Below are 20,906 nucleotides of genomic sequence, written 5' to 3' on the forward strand. Positions count from 1 at the left end.
GAAGCCAGCTAAAAACTGAAAATTATTATAACATAAATTTTTAAAAATGCAAGTTTTTGTACAAGTTCACATACACTATGGACACTTACCTTTGTTAACATTTTCTATAAATCTGTAAATGGGGAAGGAAAGTTGAAGGAGGTAAGTTTCCGCGAATATGCTGAATTTACAAAGGTTCAAAACATCATTCAACAACTATGACTTTCGTTTTATCAAAAGCTATAAACTCGTAAGTGTTATCTTCTAACTTTTTATAGTAAGAGGGAAGAAGAGGAACTTTGCCTTTACCACCGGGAAGGTCTATTGCATATGTAGGAATGCCAAACCCGCTAAGCCTTCCTCTCATATAGTCCATGATTTCTAAGCCTTTTTCTATGGACGTCCTAAAGTGGACTGCGCCAGTGATGGGGTCACAATGAAAAAGGTATTGTGGTTTTACCTTTATGCTAAGGAGTTTTCTCATTAGCTCTAGCATAATTTCCTTATCGTCGTTTACATCTTTTAAAAGCACCGTTTGGTTGTTAACTGGGACTCCTGCTCTTAATAGGTTTCTTACAGCTTTTTTAGCATCTTCTGTAATTTCGTTTGGATGGTTAAAATGGGTGTTTATCCAAAGCTTATCGTATTTTGATAGTATATCAAGAAGCTCATCATCGTAAAGGCGTTGAGGAAGTGTTACCGGTACTCTTGAGCCTATTCTTATCACCTCAAGATGCTCTATAGAAGATAAGTTGTCCAATATGTATTTTAGTCTTTCGTTGTCTAAAGTAAGAGGGTCTCCTCCAGATATCAATACATCTTTTATAGTTTTATGGCTTTTAATATAATCAAAATAAATGTCTAAAAGCTCTTTTGGAGTAGCGTGTGTTCCTTCTTTGAAAATGCGCTTTCTCATGCAATGCCTACAGTAAACCCCGCAGTAAGAGGTAACACTTACTAGCACCCTGTCTTCGTACCTGTGGGTAAGACCTTTTATAAGAGTTTCTTCGTTTAAAGCGTTTGGATGTGAGTTTTGCTGGGCTTTTTCATCTATTTCAAGAGGGCTTGGTACTATTTGAAGTCTTATTGGGTCTTGTCTATCTTTCGGGTCTTTTACAAGAGAAAGATAGTAAGGTGTGACGGCAAAAGGATATTCATCGGATACTTTATCAAAAAATTCAATCTCTTCCTCTGTTAGTTCTATATACTTTGACAATTCTTCTAAAGTGGTTATACGGTTTTGAAGTTGCCACCGCCAGTCGTTCCATTTTGATATATCGGTTGTTTTTATCATTGGGCTTTTAAAACGCTCAAAAACGCTTCTTGGGGTAAAGATACTTTGCCAAACTGCTTCATGCGTTTTTTACCTTCTTTTTGTTTTTCTAAAAGCTTTCTTTTTCTTGATATATCACCACCATAACACTTTGCAGTGACGTTTGCCCTCATAGGGGGTATTCTCTCAGAAGCTATAATCTTACTTCCAATAGCCGCTTGGACGTTTATCTCAAAAAGCTGTCTTGGGATAGTCTCTTTAAGCTGTTCCACCAAAGCCCTTGCCTTTCTATAAGCCTTATCTCTATGCACCAAAAAAGACAATGCATCTACAGGTTCTTTGTTTAACATTATGGTGAGTTTTACAAGGTCTGATTCTTTATAACCCAAAAATTCATAATCAAAGGATGCATAGCCTTTAGAAGCAGACTTTATCTTATCGTGAAAATCCACTATTATCTCTTGAAGGGGCATTTCGTATTCAAGAAGGGCTGTGTTTTGGTCAAGGTAAGAAAACTTTACCTGGATGCCTCTTTTGTCTTGGCATATATTTATTATGTTTCCTACGTAATCTTTTGGTGTGATGATAGTGGCAAGTACATACGGCTCTTCTATATATTCTATAAGCCCAAAGTTATCTGGTACGTCGTTGGAGCTTTTAACCTCTAGGACATCTGGTTTATTTTTTAACTTCAACCTATATACAACGCTTGGGGCAGTGGTGATTACGTCTATGTTGTATTCTCTTGAAAGTCTTTCTTGGACTATTTCCATATGTAAAAGCCCCAAAAACCCGCATCTAAAACCCATACCTATAGCTGGTGATGTTTCTGGTTCGTAGGTGATAGCTGCATCGTTGATAGAGTATTTTTCCAAAGCATCCCTCAGCTCTTCAAAGTTAGAATCCTCTGTAGGGTAAAGCCCTGCAAACACCATTGGTTTTGCCGTTTTAAAACCAGGTATTGCCTCTTTGGTAGGGTTTGATTTTAATGTGATAGTATCACCAACTCTTATATCCCTTACATCTTTTATGGAAGCCGCTATATATCCAACGTCTCCGGCTTTTAATATGGGAAGCTTTGTCATCTTTGGTGTTTGGGCACCTATTTCCGTAACCTCAAACTCTTTGCCAGTAGAAAAAAGTTTTATCCTATCCCCTACTTTCACAGACCCATCAAATATCCTCACAAAAGCCACAGCACCTCTATACGGGTCGTAGTAAGAATCAAATATTAGGGCTTTTAAAGGAGCATTTTCATTTCCCTTTGGTGGTGGGATTCTTTTGGTGATGGCTTCTAAAATCTCTTCTATGCCTATACCTTCTTTTGCAGAAGCAAGTATAGCTTCATCTGGGTCTAAACCAAGTATATCTCTTATTTGCAACTTTATACGTTCTGGGTCTGCCGCTGGTAAATCTATTTTGTTGATGACAGGTATTATAACGAGGTTTTGCTCTACAGCTTTCCAAAAGTTTGCCACTGTCTGGGCCTCTATACCTTGGGAAGCATCTATCAAAAGCAAAGCCCCTTCACAAGCGGCTAACGACCTAGATACCTCGTAAGAAAAATCTACGTGTCCCGGCGTGTCTATAAGGTGTAGTGTAAAATCTTTGTTTTGAATTTTGCTGTGATAGTTTATTTTTACCGCTTGAAGTTTTATAGTAATACCTCTTTCTCTTTCTATATCAAGGGTGTCAAGCATTTGGTCCTTTTTTTCTCTGTCCGTGATAGCACCGCAAAACTCTATAAGCCTATCAGCCAGCGTTGATTTACCATGGTCTACGTGGGCTATTATTGAAAAGTTTCTTATATTTTCCATTTAGATATTCTCTTCTATAATCTTTACAGAGCTTGCCACTTTTTTAGCGTTTTGACGTGCTGTATCTACATCTTTTGCCAATGCAAGAGCTACCCCCATACGTCTTTTTGTCCTTGTGATAGGCTTTCCAAATATCCTTAATTTTGTGTTTGGTATAGAAAGGGCTTCCTCAAGGTTATCGTAAGCTGGGATGATGCCGTCGGTTTTTGCATGGAAACAATAGGATGCTCCCGCTCCTAAAAGCTCAATATGTATAGGAAGACCCAATATAGCCCTAAGATGTATTTCAAACTCAGACATATTTTGAGAAATCATCGTTACCATACCAGTATCGTGAGGTCTTGGAGATATTTCGTTAAATATAACCTCATCTTTTCTAACAAACAACTCACATCCAAATATCCCGTATCCCCCAAGACCTTCTACAACAGTTTTTGCAATATCTTGGGCTTTTTGCAAAAGATTATCATCCATAGGATGTGGTTGCCAACTTTCGTAATAATCCCCTTCTACTTGTATATGACCTATCGGAGGACAAAACAAAATACCTTGATTTTTGGTCCTTACAGTAAGCATTGTAATTTCATAATCAAAATCTATAAACTCTTCTACTATGAGCTCTTTTGCATCCCCTCTTGCTTTTTCTTTTGCTACGTAAAAAGCTTTTTCTAACTCCTCTTCTTTGTAAACTACAGACTGACCTTTTCCAGAAGAACTCATAACAGGTTTTACCACTACAGGATAACCTAGTTCTTTAGCAGCGCTTTTTAATTCGTCAAAGGTGTTTACAAATTTGTATTTAGAAGTCGGTAGCCTTAGCTCTTCAGCGGCAAAACGTCTTATGGCTATGCGGTTCATAGTATATTTTACGGCTTTGGCGCATGGGACTACGTTAAACCCCTCTTGTTCTAATTCTATAAGAGCATCAGTGTTTATGGCTTCTATCTCTGGGACTATAAAATCAGGAGCTTCTTTGTAGGCTATGCTTTTGATAAGCTCTTTGTTTTTCATATCTATTACATAATATTTTTGAGCCACCTGTTGGGCCGGGGCATATTGATAAGAGTCTACAGCTACTATTTCTATACCAAGTCTTATAGCCTCTATAACAAACTCTTTACCAAGTTCACCAGCACCAAGAAGAAGAATTTTTGTAGCGTTGTAAGAAAGAGGGGTCCCTATCATAAGGAATATTTTATCACATCCTATGATTTGATAAATCTAATATTTTCCTTTTTCCAAACTCCACAGCTTTTAGTATATCTTCAAGGGTCTCTTCTATATGAAAATTTACAGAAGAAAGGGCTTTTTCTATCAAAATCGGTATATCTAAAAAGCCTATCTTATCCTCTAAAAATAGTTTTACAGCTTCATCATCGGCTCCCAGCAAAACAGATATGTAAGGATTGCCCATAGAAGCTACCCATTCGCACACTTCCAACGCTCTAAAGGTTTCCCTTCTAGGCTTTTCAAAACTAAGGCAAGATATAGAGCTAAGGTCAAGTCTTTCAAAGGTATAGCTTACCACATCAGGATAAAAAATAGCGTTTTGAATGGGAAGTTTCATATCCGGCAGTGACATATTTGCTATAAAAGAGCCGTTTTCCAATTCCAGAATAGCATGCACTATACTTTGAGGGTGTATTAATATTTTTATATGCTCAAGCGGTATATCAAACAAAACGCTCGCCTCCACAAGCTCAATACCCTTGTTCATCAAAGTAGCCGAATCAATGGTGATTTTTGGTCCCATCTTCCAGTTTGGATGTTTTAAAGCTTCTTCTTTCGTGACATTTTTAAGCTGGTCTTCTGTATACTGCCTAAAAGGACCACCAGAGGCAGTTATATACAAGTTTCTAACGTGTTTATGGCTTTTAAGAAGCTCAAAAGATGCGTTGTGCTCACTGTCCACCGGTATTACCAAGTCTATATTTTGTTTTATTAGATTGGGCATACAAAGTATAGATTCTTTGTTGGAAGCAAGAAGTATTTTTTTTGCTTTTAATGTCTCGTAAGTAGCTTTTATACCAGAGGTGCCGGATATTGCGTTTAAAATTCTATCAGAGTGCTCTATTATAGCTTTTAGCCCATCTTCTTCGTTTAGATATTTAGAGTATTTTGAAATATCTTGTAGCCATTCTTTTGTAGGAGTTTCTACACTAAAAACAAACCTTGGTCTTAATTCTTTTGCTTGTTCAAGAAGCTCTTTAGATGCTCTATAGGCTCCTATACCAATCAACTCTACCTTGTCTTTGTTGGATTTTACTATTTCAACGGCATTTTTGCCTATAGTTCCAGTAGAACCAAGTATGCCAAGCTTTATCATAACAGCATCAATATTATAAAAAAGCTATTTATAATCTGCAAAAGATTTAATACCATGCTAAAAGCGTGCAAACGTAAGAATTCATGATAATTTACATGTTTTAAAATAGATGCTTCAGGCAATATGAAAACGAGGAAGGAGATGAAAATTGCTATATTGATAACAAATAAAAAAAACGCCTTTTTAAATATGGGCTTTTCACTTACAAACAACAGCAAAAAAGAAAGCAAAAATATGAAAAGCCCAATACCAAAGTATATCGGAAATATCTTAGCCACTACCTCACCCGCCAAAAACGTAGAAAGCGTATCAAATAAAACAGGAGCCACATCAAAGCTAAAGAACAAGCTAACGCCAAACCATGTAGATATCATAAAAAGCGCAACACTACTCATACCAAAGACAAAATATCCTCGTATATATTTTTTACGTTATCCAAGTTTATAGGCTTTTCTAAAAGAAAAATGTTACTTTTTATATCTATAACGTTTATTCTATCAAAAGATGAATCTTTTATAAATACCTTTAGCCCTTCAAAAGAAGCGCTTTTTTCGTAGTTTGGTTCTGTTTGAATATAAGATATAAAACACTTCATTTTATTAACACTCAACAGCGTCCAAAGGTATATAAGCTCTCTAAGTTTTTGCTGACCTACCATCACAATATATATCATTCAATGGATATTCCCTTTTGATAAATCTTCCATCTTGGAGGAGGAAGCGTGGTAGAGCATCCCAAGGAGCTGGTATCGTATATTTTAAAAGCCTTTGGTTCTTCTTTATCAGCTACAAATACAAAAATAGTGTTGCTCGGCATAAGAGTAAGGGTTTGTTTCCAGGAGCTTATTTCGTTTGCTATCTCTAAAAGACGATGTTTTATTTGATCTTTTGAAAGCTCTTCCTTTGTTTTTGATTTTGTATCCTCTATAATCCAAACATCACCAGATATTTTTTGTATAATGTTTAAGAAATCTTCATCTCTTAAAAGCCCATAAAACCTCAACTTAGCTTACCTCTGTAAAAGTTTCTTTTTTCTCCACAGTAGGGTCTGGTATTTTACCGGTTAGCATATCTATAAGTTCGCACACAGATATAATACCTTGCTTTTTCAACTTATATCCATTGGCACCACTTATAAAAATACCCTCTTCTACGTTGCCAAGACAAGCGGCACCAAGTCTATCCGCTATACAAAATCCGACTTTTTTAGCCTCTTCCCCATGCTTACAGGGTGCTACGCAATCGGATACACAGCCTTTCCAACCGTTGTGACCGCTTAAAAGCTTTTCCACAAAAGGAGTCCTTATAACTCTCAAAGGATACCCAACTGGAGATTTCAACAGTATTATATCCTTTTCTTCGGCATTTAAAAGAAGTTCCTTGTATACAAGAGGAGCATCACTTTCTTTTGTTACAGCAAATCTAGTAGCCATTTGCACACCAGCGGCCCCTCTTTTTATATACGTTTTGATATCGTTGTAATCCCAAACCCCACCTGCTACTATAAGGGGTATTCCGCCCCATTCTTGCGCTTCTTTATAAACCTCGTCAAAAAGATTATCCAGCTGAAACTCTGGTTTAAAACAATCCTCGTATTTAAAACCTTGATGACCTCCAGACATTGGACCTTCTAATACCACAGCGTCTGGTAATCTGTTGTATCGCTTTTTCCAGGTTTTAGCTATGAGATTCAAGGCTCTAGCCGAAGATACGATAGGGACCAAAGCCGTATCATAACCCTCTGTATATTCTGGTAACTTCAAAGGAAGACCTGCTCCAGATATGATTAGGTCTGCTCCAAACCTAGCAGATTCGTTGGCAACTCTCCCGTAATCATTTATGGCTGATAATATATTTACGCCGATGGCACCTTTTCCACTGGCTATCTCTTTTGCCTTTTGTATTATGAGTCTCAAAGCTTCCGTATTGTGAGCGTTTTCTGTGCCTATGGGTCTTCCAAATTTATCTTTTCTGACAAGCTCTAAAAATCTATATCCTGTACCTACTGAAGAGACAACTCCTATAGCGTTGCAAGATGCCACAGCACCTGCCAACTTTTCCCAAGAAATACCTACACCCATACCCCCTTGTATAATAGGTATCTCCACCTCTATATGCCTTATTCTAAGCGGTGGTAATTTCATAAAAACCTCTCACGTTGATGATAATAATTAAAATATAAAAATAAATTTTAAATTTGCAAAGCTTCAATGTCTGAAATGCCTCATATGAGTAAATATCATAAACATGTTATGCTCATTGGCAGCTTCTACAACTTCCTTGTCTCTTATGGAACCACCCGGTTGTATAGCACCAGATATTCCCTCTTCTGAAGCTATATCTATGCTGTCTCTAAATGGAAAAAAGGCATCCGAAGCCACCACAGAACCCTTTAAATCGTGCCCAAAGTTTTTGGCTTTTCTTATAGCACCTCTTAGAGAATCTACCCTTGATACTTGACCTGCTCCTATGCCTATGGTTTGATTGTTTTTAACTATTACTATAGCGTTTGATTTTGTCCACTTTGATACTTTCCAAGCAAATATGGCATCTTCAAACTCTTGTTCTGTTGGTCTTCTTAAGGATACTACCTCTATAGATTCATAGAGCTTGCTATCCACATCTTGACTTAGATAACCGCCCGATATGCTTCTTATGTCTATTTCCTGATTGTAGTTTTTCGATTTTACTATCCTTAAATTTTTCTTTTTGGAAAAAACTTTTAACGCTCCCTCGCTAAATTCTGGAGCTATCACTATCTCATAAAAATGCTCTGTCAAAAGATTTGCAAGCTCCTCATCTACTTTTCTATTAAAAGCCACTATACCACCGAAAGCGGCTTCAGGGTCAGTCTGGAAAGCCTTTTTGTAAGCTTCTAAAAGATTTTGGTCTATAGCCACTCCGCTTGGATTGTTGTGTTTTACAATAGCACAGCAAGGATATGAAAACTCTGATATCAGCTTCATCACAGAGTCAGTATCAAGGTAGTTGTTGTAAGACATTTTTTTGCCTTGCAACACGTTTACTCTTGCCACTCCATCTTCTTCAAAAGGGTTTTCGTATATATAAGCTTTTTGGTGTGGGTTTTCTCCGTATCTTAGTTCATCCTTTAAAAGCATAGGCACAGTATGATGTTTGAAATCTTTTTCCGAAAAGCCAAATACTTTAGAAAAATAGTTTGCTATTATAGAATCATAGTAAGATGTAAGCCAAAACGCCTTTAAAGCCAAATATTTTTTATCTTTTTGAGATATTGCGTTCATTTTTAGCTTTTCTACAAACCATCCGTAATCTTCTATATCCGTTAAAACGCTCACCCTTTTGTGATTTTTAGCTGCAGCCCTTATGAGAGTAGGACCGCCTATATCTATAAACTCTATAAGAGCGTCTATGTCTTTTAATTCTTTCATCTTCTTTTCAAAAGGATATAAATTTACTACTACAATATCTATTGGCTCTATGGAGTTTTCTTTTATTTCTTCTAAATCCTTTTCTACATCCTCTCTAAACAAAATTCCACCGTGTATAGCAGGGTGAAGCGTTTTTACACGCCCACCCAATATTTCTTTAAAACCTGTAACCTCAGATATCTCTATAGCTTCTATACCAGCGTTTTTTAAATATGTATATGTACCACCGCTAGACAAAATCTCATAACCTTGGTTTACAAGCTCCTTAGCAAGCTCCAAAACACCGGTCTTATCGTATACAGATATAAGCGCTTTCATTTAGTCCTCTAACGTAGAGACATCACCTATATCAAGACCAAGCTCTTTGGCTTTTAGCACTCTTCTCATAATCTTTCCACTTCTTGTTTTTGGTAGTTTATCTACGAACTCTATCTCTTCTGGGTATGCTATAGCTCCTAATACATGCTTTACGTGGTCTTGAATGCTTTTTTTAAGCTCCTCTGATGGGTTATAACCTTGTTTTAGTATCACAAAAGCCTTTATACGTTCACCTTTTATTGGGTCTGGTTTACCTATCACCGCCGCTTCAGCCACAGCTTCGTGGTCTACTATAGCGCTTTCTACTTCCATAGTACCTATACGATGACCAGCTACTGAGAGCACATCATCGGCTCTACCCACTATCATTATATACCCATCTTCATCTATAGAGCCTAAGTCATCAGCGTTGTAAACGTTTCCGGGTATCTCTGTCCAATATTTTTTATAGCGCTCTGGCTGACCCCAGCAATCTCTCATCATAGAGGGCCAAGGTTTTTTTATAACCACATAACCTACCGTATTCGGCGGCACTGGATTACCATTTTTATCCACTATAGCCACCTCTATACCAGGGAGTGGTTTGCCGGCTTTTCCTGGTTTCATAGGATTCCCTGGTAGCGTAGTTATCATGTGTGCTCCAGTTTCTGTTTGCCACCAAGTATCTACTATGGCGCAATTCTTATGACCTATATGCTCATAATACCAATGCCAAGCTTCAGGGTTTATAGGTTCACCCACAGAACCAAGTATTTTAAGAGAGGACAAATCGTGAGCCGCTGGCCACTTTTCACCGTATTTCATAAAAAGCCTAACAGCCGTAGGTGCTGTATAAAATTTATTTACCCTGTACTTCTCTACTATTTTCCACCATGTGGATGGATCTTTGTAATCAGGTGCTCCTTCAAAGATTACACTTGTAACACCCACTGACAGTGGACCATAAACTATGTAAGAATGTCCTGTAATCCAGCCTATATCAGCAGTACACCAGTATATGTCGTTTGGTTTTAGTGCAAATACGTTTTTGGTGGTAAAATGCACGTTTACCATATATCCACCGGTGGTATGTATAACCCCTTTTGGTTTACCCGTAGTCCCCGACGTATAAAGTATAAAAAGAGGGTCTTCGGAATCCATATGCTCTGGCTCACATTCTGGTTTCTGGCTTTTAACAAGCTCATAAAAGTTTAAAACCCCTTCTGGCAAACCAGCGCTATCCCTATCCCAGCATATCACGTGTTTTACAGAATCAAGACCTTTTATAGCTGCTAAGGCCGTTGGTAAAAGCTCTACTTTCTTACCACGTCTTTTTGTATATGTAGCAGTTATTATAGCGCTTGCCCCCGCATCCTCTACCCTTGTCCTTAAAGCCCCCTCGCTAAAACCTGCAAACACCACTTGATGTATAAGCCCAATACGAGCACAAGCTAGCATACTTGCCACAGCCTCAACAGTATTTGGCATGTATATAGAGACCCTGTCTCCTTTTTTAAGACCTAGACTTTTTAAAGCGTTTGCAAGCCTATTTACTAACTCTAAAAGCTCTCCATATGTGATTTTGTGTTCTTCTAAATCTTCGTTTACACCTATGTAAGCTAGTTTGTTTCTTAGCCCTTCTTCTATATGTCTGTCAAGACAGTTGTATGAAGCGTTTAGCTTACCATCCAAAAACCACTTGGCGTATGGGAAATTCCATTCTAAAACCTTTGAAAATGATTTAAACCATGTGATATCTTTAGCCACCTCTGACCAAAAACCATCGGGGTCTTTTACAGATTTTTCGTAAAGAGCGTCGTAATCTTTTATATAAGCTTCATCCAATATGTATGGGGGTGGGTTTATTTTTTCCCCCACTTTTAAAAGCACTTCGTCGCTCATATTATAACACCTCCAGCATTGATAAAATTATTATACCACACCAACGGCTCTTTTATGAGAAGCTATAAAGTAAAAATAAACTTCTTTTACGGCATGCAACTTGAGAATCCTAGCTATTTCACTAGCTGTTGCCCCTGTGGTAAGAATATCGTCAAACACTAAAATTTTCTTATTTTCTAGGTTAAGTTTAAGCTCTCGTTTTACATTAAAAGCTTCAAAAACAATTTTCGTTCTTTGGGCTTTTTCCATACTAAGAGATAGGGCCTTTGCATGCTTTACCCTTTTTAATATAGATTTATAATGAACCTCTAGAGCTTTTAATATAAGCTCGTTTTGATTGTAACCCCTTTGCCAAAATCTAAAAAAAGAAACCGGTACGTAGGTGATAATGTCAGGGTTTACGGCTTTTACAAAAGATAGAAAATCATCTTTTATAATATCTCCTATCATCTGCCCAAACAAAGAGGCCCTTTTAAACTTTAGAGCTATTATCATCTCTTTTAAAGCCCCTTCGTAAGAGCTAAAAATTCTATAATCGTCTATATAATCAAGGGATTCTTTTTCAAAGATTTTTGGGCTTATAAAAGATATGCAATCATCACAAACATACCCTTGAAAGCTAGGTTTAAAATAATTCTTGCAAGAAAGACAAACGTTATCCGGTATGTAAAGCTTGTCTAATAGTTTAGCTATCTGTATCTTTATTAGCTGGAATCTTGATAAGTACATGTTCTATCTTCTTACCATCCATTTTGTCTACTATAAATTTAAAGCCCTGATATTCAAACTCGTCTCCCTCTTTTGGGATTTTGCCCATGTTCGCCATAATGAATCCGCTAAGAGTATCGTAATCATAATTTTCTGAAAGCTCAAAACCAACAATACCAGCCACTTCCTCTATGGAAGCAGAGCCCTCCACTATGTAAACATCGGATGACATCTTCGTAAATTCATCTTCTTCCTCCCACTCCTGAGGAAGGTCACCGGCAAGCCATTCAAGTAAATCGTGTTTTGTGATAAGCCCAGATATAGCCCCGTGTTCATCCACCACCATCATAATCTGATTAGAGGACTTCTTCATCTCTTGAAGGAGATTTTTTATACTCATGACCTCCGGTATAAACTCAATGGGTCTTAAAAAAGATTCCAACGTATCGTCTTTGTGCTGATAAACTGGCATGAGGTCTTTTATATGTATATAACCAACTACGTTGTCTTTCGTATCCTTATAAATGGGTATCCTGCTATGTTCACTTTCTAGTATATCCCTTATTACCTCTTTTACAGTTTTAGTGGCTTCTAACATAAATATATCAAGCCTTGGCGTCATTATCTCCCTTACTATTGTCTCTCTCATCTGAGAAACTTTTTGTATCATTTGAGTTTCCTCTTCTGAAAACTCTTCCGCGTTAGCGGGGTTTTGCATTATGTAAACTATATGCTCTAAAGAAAATTTCTTTTCTAAGCTTATGTTATCAACACCAAAAAGTTTTAAAATCTTTTTAACAGGCACCACAAATATATAGGCAAAAGGCTTTACAACAACAAGATAAGGATAAAAGAGTACGGCGTAGATTTTTAAAAGCTTATCTTTAACAAATAGTGCTATATTTTTCGGTATTGTTTCTCCCAACAAGAATATCAAAACACTAACAAAGATACCAGATAAAAATACCCACCTCTTGCCTATAGCTTTTATAACAAAGGCAGAGCTAATAGAAGATATCAAGACGTTCACAAACTCGTTGCCTATTAGCATAGACACCAAAAGAGCTTGCGGGTCCTTAAATATGCTCTCTATAATCCTTTTGTAAAACCTTTTATCTTTTTCTTCTATTATATTAGAAGCGCCAAAAAATATTATCTCTGAAGAGGCAAAAAATCCAGATATAGCTAGCAGAAGAAACACGAGAAGAATATCAAACAGTATATTATCCATAAGAGTATTCTTTACAGTTTAAAGAGTAGCTATCTAAAAGCTTTTTTGTAAAAGGGTGTCTAGGATTTTTGAAAATGTCGTCTTTATCCCCCATCTCAATCAGTTTACCATCATGCATAATCCCAATTTTATCACAAATCTTTTGTGCAAATTTTATATCGTGTGTAATTAGAAAAAGCGCCTTGCTGCCCTTAATTTCTAAAAACATCGATGCTATAGTGTTTTTGTGAATAGCATCCAAGGAAGAAGTAGGCTCATCTGCTATTACAAGCTCTGGGTTTGTAATAAAAGCCCTTATTATCGCCACTCTTTGACGTTCCCCACCAGACAAATCTCTTACCTTCTTATGAAGAAGCTCATCTTTTAAACCTAATCTTAAAATATTATTTAAAATATCATCCGTATTAAAAGTCAAAGACATTATACGAATAGGCTCTAATATGGCGTCCAACACTTTAAACCTTGGATTTATAGAAGACATCGGGTCTTGGGGCACAAAGGATACATATTTTTGATAATCTTTTATAGTATATATATCTTTTCCTTTAAAATAAATTCTTCCAGAATCTGGTCTTATAAATCTAAGTATACTCCTTGCTATGGTAGACTTACCACATCCGGAAGGTCCCACAAGACAAAAAGATTCATTTGAAAAAATTTCTAAATTTATATCTTCCAGCACATAGTGTTTTTTATCAAAGGACTTGTATAGATGTTCTATTTTAATCAAAGACATATTTTAGAAAGGCACCGCGAGAGCGCGGTGCAAAAAATCTTGGGAGGGGGAGGGAGGGAGTATCTAAACTCACCTTCGCTTTTTAACTTCATCTTAAAACTTTACATAATTATTATAAGTCAACCTTACCAATATGTCAATATGAAAAGAAACATATAAGAATATCACAAAATTTATGAAAAATAGATGAAAAATAAAATTTATGATAGTAAAGCCCGCTTTTAGCGGGCTTATTTTGACGGGTTATCTTTTTCCTTCGTAAGGCTTGAAGCCGTAGAATTCAAATACTTTTAGGGCTGCTGGAGTTCTTAAAAAGTGCAACCAGTCTTTAGCTGCTTGTGGGTGTGGTGCTCCTTTTACCTCGGCAGCTGCATATATTGCTTCATAATTACATTTTGCTGGTATTGGCACAGCTTGTAATGGGTTATGGTATTGCTTCATTTGAGCTTCTACTTCAGAGTGCCATACCACGCCAGCATCAGCTATATGCTCCATTATAACAAGAGGGGTTTGTCTGTGGTGTATTTCTGTTAGTATAGCCTTTCCATGTGGACCAAATATAGCATCTTTTAGCTTCTTGCCACCACATTTTTCAAGAGCATCTTCTATTCTTCTTGCTATACCTTCAAAAGCTGGATTTGGCATAACAACTTTAACATCTGGTCTTGCCAAGTCTTGGAGACTGTGTATGTGTTTTGGATTGCCTTTGTAAACCTCTATAGCGAGTGTATTTGTCACATATGGGGTAAAGGTAGAAGCTTCACAAAAACCATCTTTTATACATTTTTTAACACCGAAAGCGCCACCGGCATATATATCTGGTTTGGCTGTAAATGTCATATCGCCTATGGTAAACGTGTCATGGTAGTGTTCTATAGCTTGCAATAGCTTACCTGGTGGAATAGTTATTATAAACACTTTGCCTTTGTATTGAGGGTATTCTCTTTCAAAAGCTTTTATAAGTCTCGTAACAGCGAAATAGTAGTTACCACCCACATATACCACCAAACCATCTTTGTTGGCGGCATTTAAATCGCCGTGGAAGTCCACTACGTTGTCCACTGGTGGTATAGTAAAGTCAAAACCCTTGTAAATAGCTGGATTGTTGGTGCTGTGAACATCTGGGCTAATGATAGGTTTCCTGCTCCACGGTGGGGTATGTGGTGGCATCTCGTAAGGATTTAAATCTGTAGTTGCAAAAGCTACGGCGCCTAACGCCATTACACTTAAAGCTAGTAGAGCTTTTTTCATGCTGCTAACCTCCTAACATTTATTTTGGAAAATCTGCTGTGCTTATATAGTGGAAGCCTCTTAACTGAAGCTCTGGTATTGTAGCCACTACACCGGGGGTGACTATAGCTTGTGGTATTATATGGTTGGTTAAATCTGCAGAAAGCTCGTCATGGGTAAGATGATGAGGATTTATACCAGCTTTTAAAAGAGCCCCTGCCATTTCCCAGGTTTGGTTGTGACAAGCTAAAAATACAGCACCTCTTTCTATAAGAGCTTCTACACTGTTGTCAGCCGGTGAGAAAGCGCCTGATTCGTTAGTTGGGCTGTTTTTTTCAAGCATACCTGGTTTCATTTTAAGCCACATGTTCTTTTTTAGTTTTCCTTTTGTGAGAGGTGTTATATAAGTTTCCCATACGTAATCATCGTATATAGCAAAATGAGCATTACCATGGGTTGCACTTACGCAAAGAAAATCTGGATTTTTGTAAGACCATATTTGGGCATTCATAGCGTTTCTCATTACGTTTAGCCAAGCGCTATGTATATCGTAGTTATCCCATACTTGTTTTGGACCACCCCTGTAGTTAAACACTTCATCCAGAGCTTCCCAGTCCCATTGGTTTTTGTCTGTTAGAATCATTGGTAAAGACTTGAAGTTTCTTCTTCTTGGAGCTCTTGCAAGCCTTTCTGCTAGCTCTTTTAATGTCCTAGCACCTTTTGGTATTAAAGCCCCTACTTCCTCGGCTCTGGCAGCTGTCGGATTTAAAGCTGAAGCCACCATGCCTGCTCCTAAACCTAATATGGCTCCTTTTAATACACTTCTCCTGCTTTGGTCCATAACGTTTCCTCCTTTTTAGAAAGTTATCTTATAGTTTAACCCTCATAGCAAATATTATATTATAGTTTTTTCTTAAAAGTCAATAAGTTATAATTATATATTTATAAAGTTTTCAAGATTTTATAAGCCAAAAAACAAAATATAAATAAAAAACGAGATTATAAGAAGAAAAACTATACTTAAAAAAGCTACCACAGGACTTATGTTAGACATCACAAAAAACAAAATAGGACCAAGAGAAGAAGAGAAACCATATATGGAGCTTATCCTTATGCCTACATTCTCGTCGTTGAACTTTAGGACTGTTATAGCTTTAAAAAAAGTCCAGAAAAACCCAGTGGCTGTACCACCCAATATAGCCAGCAAAACACCGTACATAAACAGATATTTTATATGTATAAAAAACACCAGCAAGGCAAATATATATACTAAAAGCCAGAAAAACACAGTTATATAAAAACCGGTATTTTCTTTTTTCCAGACAACACCAAGTAAAAAAGAGGACCCTATGGCGCACAAAAGCCCTATAAACATAAGCGTATAAACTTCTTTGTTTGGTAAAAAAAGATAAGTTTTTAGATACATAGTCATAGAGTTGTTAAAAAACTGAGGAGCTATGCTTAAAAAAAGTAGAGATAACATATATTTTAAAAACAAACTATCCCTTAAAAAATCTAACTTTTGGGATTTTAAAAAAACGCTTTTGTCTGAAAATTTGTAAAACAAAAAGGCACAGCTTATATATATAACAATACCAATCAGTATCAAAAATCTTTTTTCCTTCAGAAAAAACATTGAAAAAACCGCCACAAAATACCCAAGATAACCAAGTATACTGCTAAAAGAAGATGAAATTTTCGGGTCTTTGGTTTCAAGTATTGATATTTGATAAAACAAAAGAGCTTGCATGTGAACTACTATAAATATCCCAAAAAATAAAGCAAATACAAACTTTTCTTTTGCCAAAAGCCCAAAACTTACGAAAAATGTCGTTATAGAAAAAAAGAACAACGTTTTTATGATTGGTAAGGGTCTCCTTAGCATCAAGATATTTAACAATACACCAATGAGATTAGAGACTCCTATTATAAAAGAGTAGATATATATATTTACACCAAATTCGTAAAAAAGTATGGGGAAAAGCACAAGCCCCAAGCCATTTGCAAGAAAAGACTCTCCAAATTCGTAAAGGGCAAATAACCTTGTGTTGCTCACTTAAATTTAGTTTATATAGCTTTTAACAAGCTCTAAAGTTTCATCTTCAAAAAAGGGCCTTCCGTCGTACTTGTTTATATTGGTATGGGGTCTTATGCTGTACATGTGAAGAAGTCTTTCAAACTGTTTTGTGGCAGAGCATTCTACCGCTATAAGTTTTTTTCCTTCTATCTCTTTTTTTATATCCTCTTCTGGGAAAGGTTCAAGATATATAACATGTACAAATTTTATATTTAAGGCGTTTGCAACTTCTTTTAAAACATGTTTGTTGGAGCCCCAAGAGATAAGACATACGTTAGCATCCTTGTTGCCAAAGACCTCGTAAGTTTTTTTGGTGCTTAGAATATCTTTTTTCATCTTTTGGTATTTTCTTAGCCTTTTATCCTGCATAAGTTTTGCAGTATGAGCATCTTCTATGGTGATACCTCTTTCGTCGTGCTCGTAAGAACTAGCTTTTACCACGGCATCTTTTGTACCTGGGAAAAGCAAAGGCGATATACCGTCTTCTACATTTTGATAACGCTTGTAAAGCTTTGGATCACCTTCATACATTTTGGGAGGCCTTATTTCCTTTATTCTACTGCATATATCGTTACAAGAAGAGATGTAGTAATTTTCAGCAGCGTTTTTATCGCTCAACACTATAACAGGCACTTGATATTCCCAAGCCAAGTTTAAAGCCTCTTTTGTAAGAAGATAAGAATCCTCTGCATCGGACGGTCCTACTACAATTTTACCAAAGTCTCCATGCCCCGCAAAAATGGCAAATAGCAAATCAGATTGGGCGCTGTAAGTGGGAAGCCCCGTGCTTGGTCCTGGTCTTTGAGCTTCGTATATCACCACCGGGGTTTCACTCATCCCAGCAAGACTTAAAGCTTCCACCATAAGGGCAAAACCACCACCAGAAGTCCCTACCATAGACCTTTTCCCTGCATAAGCGGCACCTATTGCCATGTTTATAACGGCTATTTCGTTTTCTGGATGTATAACTTTTATACCAAGCTCGTCTTTTTTAGCAGCCAACGTGTGCAAAACCGAAGAAGAAGGAGTCATTGGATACGCAAAATATATATCAAGCCCCCCATCCACTGCACCGTTGGCTACTGCATCGTTTCCAGATACAAGCTCTCCTTTCTTCTCTCCAATTGGCTTTATGTCAAACTTTACTACACCTGCTTCGTAAGCTTCTTTGTATATGGACTCGTTTTTGTCTGGTTCTTTCAACTTCCTTACAAAAGGAAGTCCTACGTTGTAATCTATGTTTAAAAGCTTTAAAACACCACCAAATACCGATGTGCTTTTAAAAAAGCTTGGCGCCACCTCTTTAAAAGGCATTACGATAACTTCTTTTGCCTTTGTTATCATATCTTTATCGGTAACTTCGTTTATTATCCAAAGGGTGTCTTCTTTTGCATCTTCAAGGTGCTCTTTAACAGAACGCTTATCTGTAGCTATTATAATATCGGCCCTTTTGTGGACGCTGTTTATCGGAAAATCAGCTATTCTTATGCTTACAAAGTTATGTCCTCCCCTTATCAGAGATGGGTAATCCACATACATAAAAACGTAATACCCAAGCTCGGTTAAAGCAGAACATATAAGCCTGCCGGCTTCTTTTATACCAGCCCCAGCCTTTCCTCCAACTATCATTGTTAAATCCATATTTTTACCTCCTTATTATCATTTTATCACAACACTTACAGCCTACATCTTACCATAAATATACCTGCAAAAACCGCCAACTCCTCTCTTAATATATTGTCTCCCAAAGAATAGGATTTAAAACCAACGCTTTTTAAAAGCTCCAGCTCTTCTTTTGACAAGCCTCCTTCTGGACCAAACACAAGAGTGTACTCACTGTCTTTTGGCAAAACATTTTTAGGCTTTTCAAAACTATCAAACACAACACCGTGACCTTTCAATGCTATATTTTCCAAAGGAGTAGGATGGTTTAACCTTGGTAAAAAAGAAGGCCTGCTTTGTTTTATGGCTTCTTTTAAAATTTTCTGAAATCTTTGATATTTTTCTAAAAGCTTATTTTTATCTTGAAAGCCTCTTTTACAAATAACCGGCGTTATTTCAAAGGCTCCTCCTTGGACTGCATAATCTATGATGGTTTCCAACGTTTGTAGCTTCATAGGTATACATACGTTTACATATATTTTTACATCGGGTATTTTTGTCTTATCTTCTAAAAGCAAAAAATGTCTATCTTTAAACCTTGCTTCGTATATCCTGTCTTCTATAACAAGCTCTATGGGTTCGTTTTCTTCGATACGCAATATTTTAAAATGCTTTTTTTCTTCTTCAAAAAGCTCTACAATACCATTTTTCTTAAAAGCAAAAAACCTATGCATTTTTTACAAAGTATGCACCGTCTTTTGAAATTTTTCCCTCTAATTCAAGCATAGTAAGTTCCAAGGTGAGCTTTTCTTCATCGTAGTTTGTTTTTATTAAAAGCTCATCAAAAGTGGATGGTTTATCAAGATAAGACAGTATTGGATGTTGGTTTTGTGGCTTTTCATAGGATATAGACAAATCTTCAAAAAGTTGATTTTTACTTATAAAAAGCCTTGCTACACCTTCTCTTACAATGGTTGCACACCCTTCAAACTCTTCTACTGGATTTCCTATGTAAGCAAAAATCCCTTTCTTTAGCTTATGAGCCCAGTAAGCGCTTATAAGAGCACCGCTTTTTGAAGAAGCTTGCATCACCAGAAGAGATTCCCCTAGCGATGCCACAATCCTATTTCTCATTGGAAAAGTAAATTTTGATGGTTTTTCAAAGGGTGTAAACTCCGTTAAAAGAAGCCCGTTTTTATCTAAAATTTTACTAAATAAATTTGATTTTGCATACAAAAACCCAAAACCAAGCACTGCAATAGTTGGAATACTATACTCCATAGCACTTTCATGGGCTTTTTTATCTATTCCATCGGCTCCTCCAGATACTACTATATCTTTGATACCAGATACAACAGCTTTTGTCATATTTAAAGCGCTCAACGTTGCTTTTCTTGAGCCTACTATGCTTATGGATTTTTTATTTAAAAGCGTTTTATTGCCTTTTAAAAACAAAATAGGTGGTGGGTCTGGCAAGTCTAATAGATTTTTGGGATACATTTCACTTTCATAGGTAGTAGCTTCAATATTTAATTGTTTTAATTTAAAAAGAGTGCTTTTTACGTATTCCTTATCAAAATCTTTGTTAAAAATATTTATAGCCTTGGAGCCCAGTATAGACTCCAAGGAAGATTTATCGGCGTTTATTATAGCATCAGCACTACCAAAATGCTTAAACGCTTTGTAAAGTAGCTTGTTGCCTACTCCTTTTACGGATTTTAGCAACAACCAGCTTTCGACATTATCCAAAGCACATCTTTTTCTTTAGAATCTTCTATGATACCCCTATCAAAGACCTTTTTATCAACGTGTGTAGGAGATAGGGTGTTTATTATATAATCCATAGCTCTATAGGCTTTTGATGGGTCTCCGCAGGTAAACACATCTACAGTGGCGGCTTTATGCTCTGGCCATGTATGTATAGATATATGAGATTCAGCTAGCAGGATAACACCTGTAGCTCCATGAGGGTTAAACTGGTAAAAATGAGATGAGATTTTTGTAAGCTCTCCAGCTTTCACTGAATTTTCAAGAAGGTGCCTGATATCTTCTTCCCTGTCTATGAGATCAGGGTTTACTCCATAAAGGTCAGCTATAATATGGAGTCCGAGGGTTTTTGCCATTTCTTTACCTCCCTAGATACAAATACTGCAAAGTAAGAACCAATCATGGAGCAACCAACTTGCTCAAAAATACCAGCACCACCCACGCGCTTTCGGAATTTACTATCCTGCTCGCTCATAAAAATACCTCCAGAAAAAAGATAGTTAGTTATTATAACATAATTTCATTTTTGTCAAGGGTTTTTTAAAGATGCTA

The 20,906-nt window shown here is 36.8% G+C and carries 20 protein-coding genes; all 20 read right to left on the reverse strand.

The features are described from left to right. Window positions 1–184: 184 nt before the first annotated feature. The 20 genes from ACYQZV_RS05395 to speD all read right to left on the reverse strand — a co-directional run bounded on the left by ACYQZV_RS05395 (window position 185) and on the right by speD (window position 20,710). Complete coding sequence (locus ACYQZV_RS05395; RefSeq protein WP_459893920.1) at window positions 185–1,273, reverse strand: KamA family radical SAM protein; 1,089 nt, start codon at window positions 1,271–1,273, stop codon at window positions 185–187. Continuing rightward, on the reverse strand, window positions 1,270–3,069 hold the full coding sequence (gene lepA, locus ACYQZV_RS05400) for a translation elongation factor 4 (protein WP_459893921.1): 1,800 nt from the start codon (window positions 3,067–3,069) through the stop codon (window positions 1,270–1,272). Before lepA ends, ACYQZV_RS05395 begins: the two co-directional genes overlap by 4 nt. Continuing rightward, complete coding sequence (gene purT, locus ACYQZV_RS05405) at window positions 3,070–4,254, reverse strand: formate-dependent phosphoribosylglycinamide formyltransferase (protein WP_459893922.1); 1,185 nt, start codon at window positions 4,252–4,254, stop codon at window positions 3,070–3,072. Between the two features lie 13 nt (window positions 4,255–4,267). Continuing rightward, window positions 4,268–5,395 (reverse strand): 1-deoxy-D-xylulose-5-phosphate reductoisomerase, encoded by a 1,128-nt coding sequence (gene dxr / locus ACYQZV_RS05410; RefSeq protein ID WP_459893923.1) that lies wholly within the window; start codon window positions 5,393–5,395, stop codon window positions 4,268–4,270. Next, window positions 5,392–5,790, reverse strand: a complete 399-nt coding sequence (locus ACYQZV_RS05415; protein ID WP_459893924.1) for a DUF4149 domain-containing protein — start codon at window positions 5,788–5,790, stop codon at window positions 5,392–5,394. The genes dxr and ACYQZV_RS05415 overlap by 4 nt, the downstream gene beginning before the upstream one ends. Next, a complete protein-coding gene (locus ACYQZV_RS05420) occupies window positions 5,787–6,068 on the reverse strand; it encodes a hypothetical protein (RefSeq protein WP_459893925.1) in 282 nt (93 codons plus the stop codon). The genes ACYQZV_RS05415 and ACYQZV_RS05420 overlap by 4 nt, the downstream gene beginning before the upstream one ends. Further along, a complete protein-coding gene (locus ACYQZV_RS05425) occupies window positions 6,065–6,397 on the reverse strand; it encodes a hypothetical protein (RefSeq protein ID WP_459893926.1) in 333 nt (110 codons plus the stop codon). Before ACYQZV_RS05425 ends, ACYQZV_RS05420 begins: the two co-directional genes overlap by 4 nt. Window position 6,398: 1 nt before the next feature. Then, window positions 6,399–7,538 (reverse strand): NAD(P)H-dependent flavin oxidoreductase, encoded by a 1,140-nt coding sequence (locus ACYQZV_RS05430; RefSeq protein ID WP_459893927.1) that lies wholly within the window; start codon window positions 7,536–7,538, stop codon window positions 6,399–6,401. Window positions 7,539–7,601: 63 nt separating this feature from the next. Further along, window positions 7,602–9,122 carry a bifunctional phosphoribosylaminoimidazolecarboxamide formyltransferase/IMP cyclohydrolase gene (gene purH, locus ACYQZV_RS05435; RefSeq protein ID WP_459893928.1) on the reverse strand — a complete coding sequence of 507 codons (1,521 nt, stop codon included), beginning with the start codon at window positions 9,120–9,122 and terminating at the stop codon, window positions 7,602–7,604. Then, complete coding sequence (gene acs / locus ACYQZV_RS05440; protein ID WP_459893929.1) at window positions 9,123–11,003, reverse strand: acetate--CoA ligase; 1,881 nt, start codon at window positions 11,001–11,003, stop codon at window positions 9,123–9,125. It abuts the gene before it with no gap. A gap of 30 nt (window positions 11,004–11,033) precedes the next feature. Continuing rightward, complete coding sequence (locus tag ACYQZV_RS05445; RefSeq protein WP_459893930.1) at window positions 11,034–11,732, reverse strand: ComF family protein; 699 nt, start codon at window positions 11,730–11,732, stop codon at window positions 11,034–11,036. Further along, entirely contained in the window at window positions 11,689–12,942 is a 1,254-nt protein-coding gene (locus tag ACYQZV_RS05450) for a hemolysin family protein (protein ID WP_459893931.1), read from the reverse strand. The genes ACYQZV_RS05445 and ACYQZV_RS05450 overlap by 44 nt, the downstream gene beginning before the upstream one ends. Then, on the reverse strand, window positions 12,935–13,678 hold the full coding sequence (locus ACYQZV_RS05455) for an ABC transporter ATP-binding protein (RefSeq protein ID WP_459893932.1): 744 nt from the start codon (window positions 13,676–13,678) through the stop codon (window positions 12,935–12,937). The genes ACYQZV_RS05450 and ACYQZV_RS05455 overlap by 8 nt, the downstream gene beginning before the upstream one ends. Window positions 13,679–13,921: 243 nt before the next feature. Continuing rightward, entirely contained in the window at window positions 13,922–14,929 is a 1,008-nt protein-coding gene (locus tag ACYQZV_RS05460) for a molybdate ABC transporter substrate-binding protein (protein WP_459893933.1), read from the reverse strand. A 19-nt stretch (window positions 14,930–14,948) separates the two neighbouring features. Further along, window positions 14,949–15,749 carry a thiosulfate dehydrogenase gene (gene tetH, locus ACYQZV_RS05465; protein ID WP_459893934.1) on the reverse strand — a complete coding sequence of 267 codons (801 nt, stop codon included), beginning with the start codon at window positions 15,747–15,749 and terminating at the stop codon, window positions 14,949–14,951. Window positions 15,750–15,869: 120 nt separating this feature from the next. Continuing rightward, window positions 15,870–16,964: a hypothetical protein gene (locus ACYQZV_RS05470; protein ID WP_459893935.1), complete on the reverse strand. Its 1,095-nt coding sequence runs from the start codon at window positions 16,962–16,964 to the stop codon at window positions 15,870–15,872. A gap of 6 nt (window positions 16,965–16,970) precedes the next feature. Then, window positions 16,971–18,626: a 2-oxoacid:acceptor oxidoreductase subunit alpha gene (locus ACYQZV_RS05475; protein WP_459893936.1), complete on the reverse strand. Its 1,656-nt coding sequence runs from the start codon at window positions 18,624–18,626 to the stop codon at window positions 16,971–16,973. Window positions 18,627–18,661: 35 nt separating this feature from the next. Continuing rightward, entirely contained in the window at window positions 18,662–19,321 is a 660-nt protein-coding gene (locus ACYQZV_RS05480) for an RsmE family RNA methyltransferase (protein ID WP_459893937.1), read from the reverse strand. Next, window positions 19,314–20,336 carry a DNA-processing protein DprA gene (locus ACYQZV_RS05485; protein ID WP_459893938.1) on the reverse strand — a complete coding sequence of 341 codons (1,023 nt, stop codon included), beginning with the start codon at window positions 20,334–20,336 and terminating at the stop codon, window positions 19,314–19,316. The genes ACYQZV_RS05480 and ACYQZV_RS05485 overlap by 8 nt, the downstream gene beginning before the upstream one ends. Next, window positions 20,306–20,710: an adenosylmethionine decarboxylase gene (speD, locus tag ACYQZV_RS05490; protein WP_459893939.1), complete on the reverse strand. Its 405-nt coding sequence runs from the start codon at window positions 20,708–20,710 to the stop codon at window positions 20,306–20,308. The genes ACYQZV_RS05485 and speD overlap by 31 nt, the downstream gene beginning before the upstream one ends. Window positions 20,711–20,906: the final 196 nt, after the last annotated feature.

The organism is Hydrogenobaculum acidophilum, from assembly GCF_054656715.1.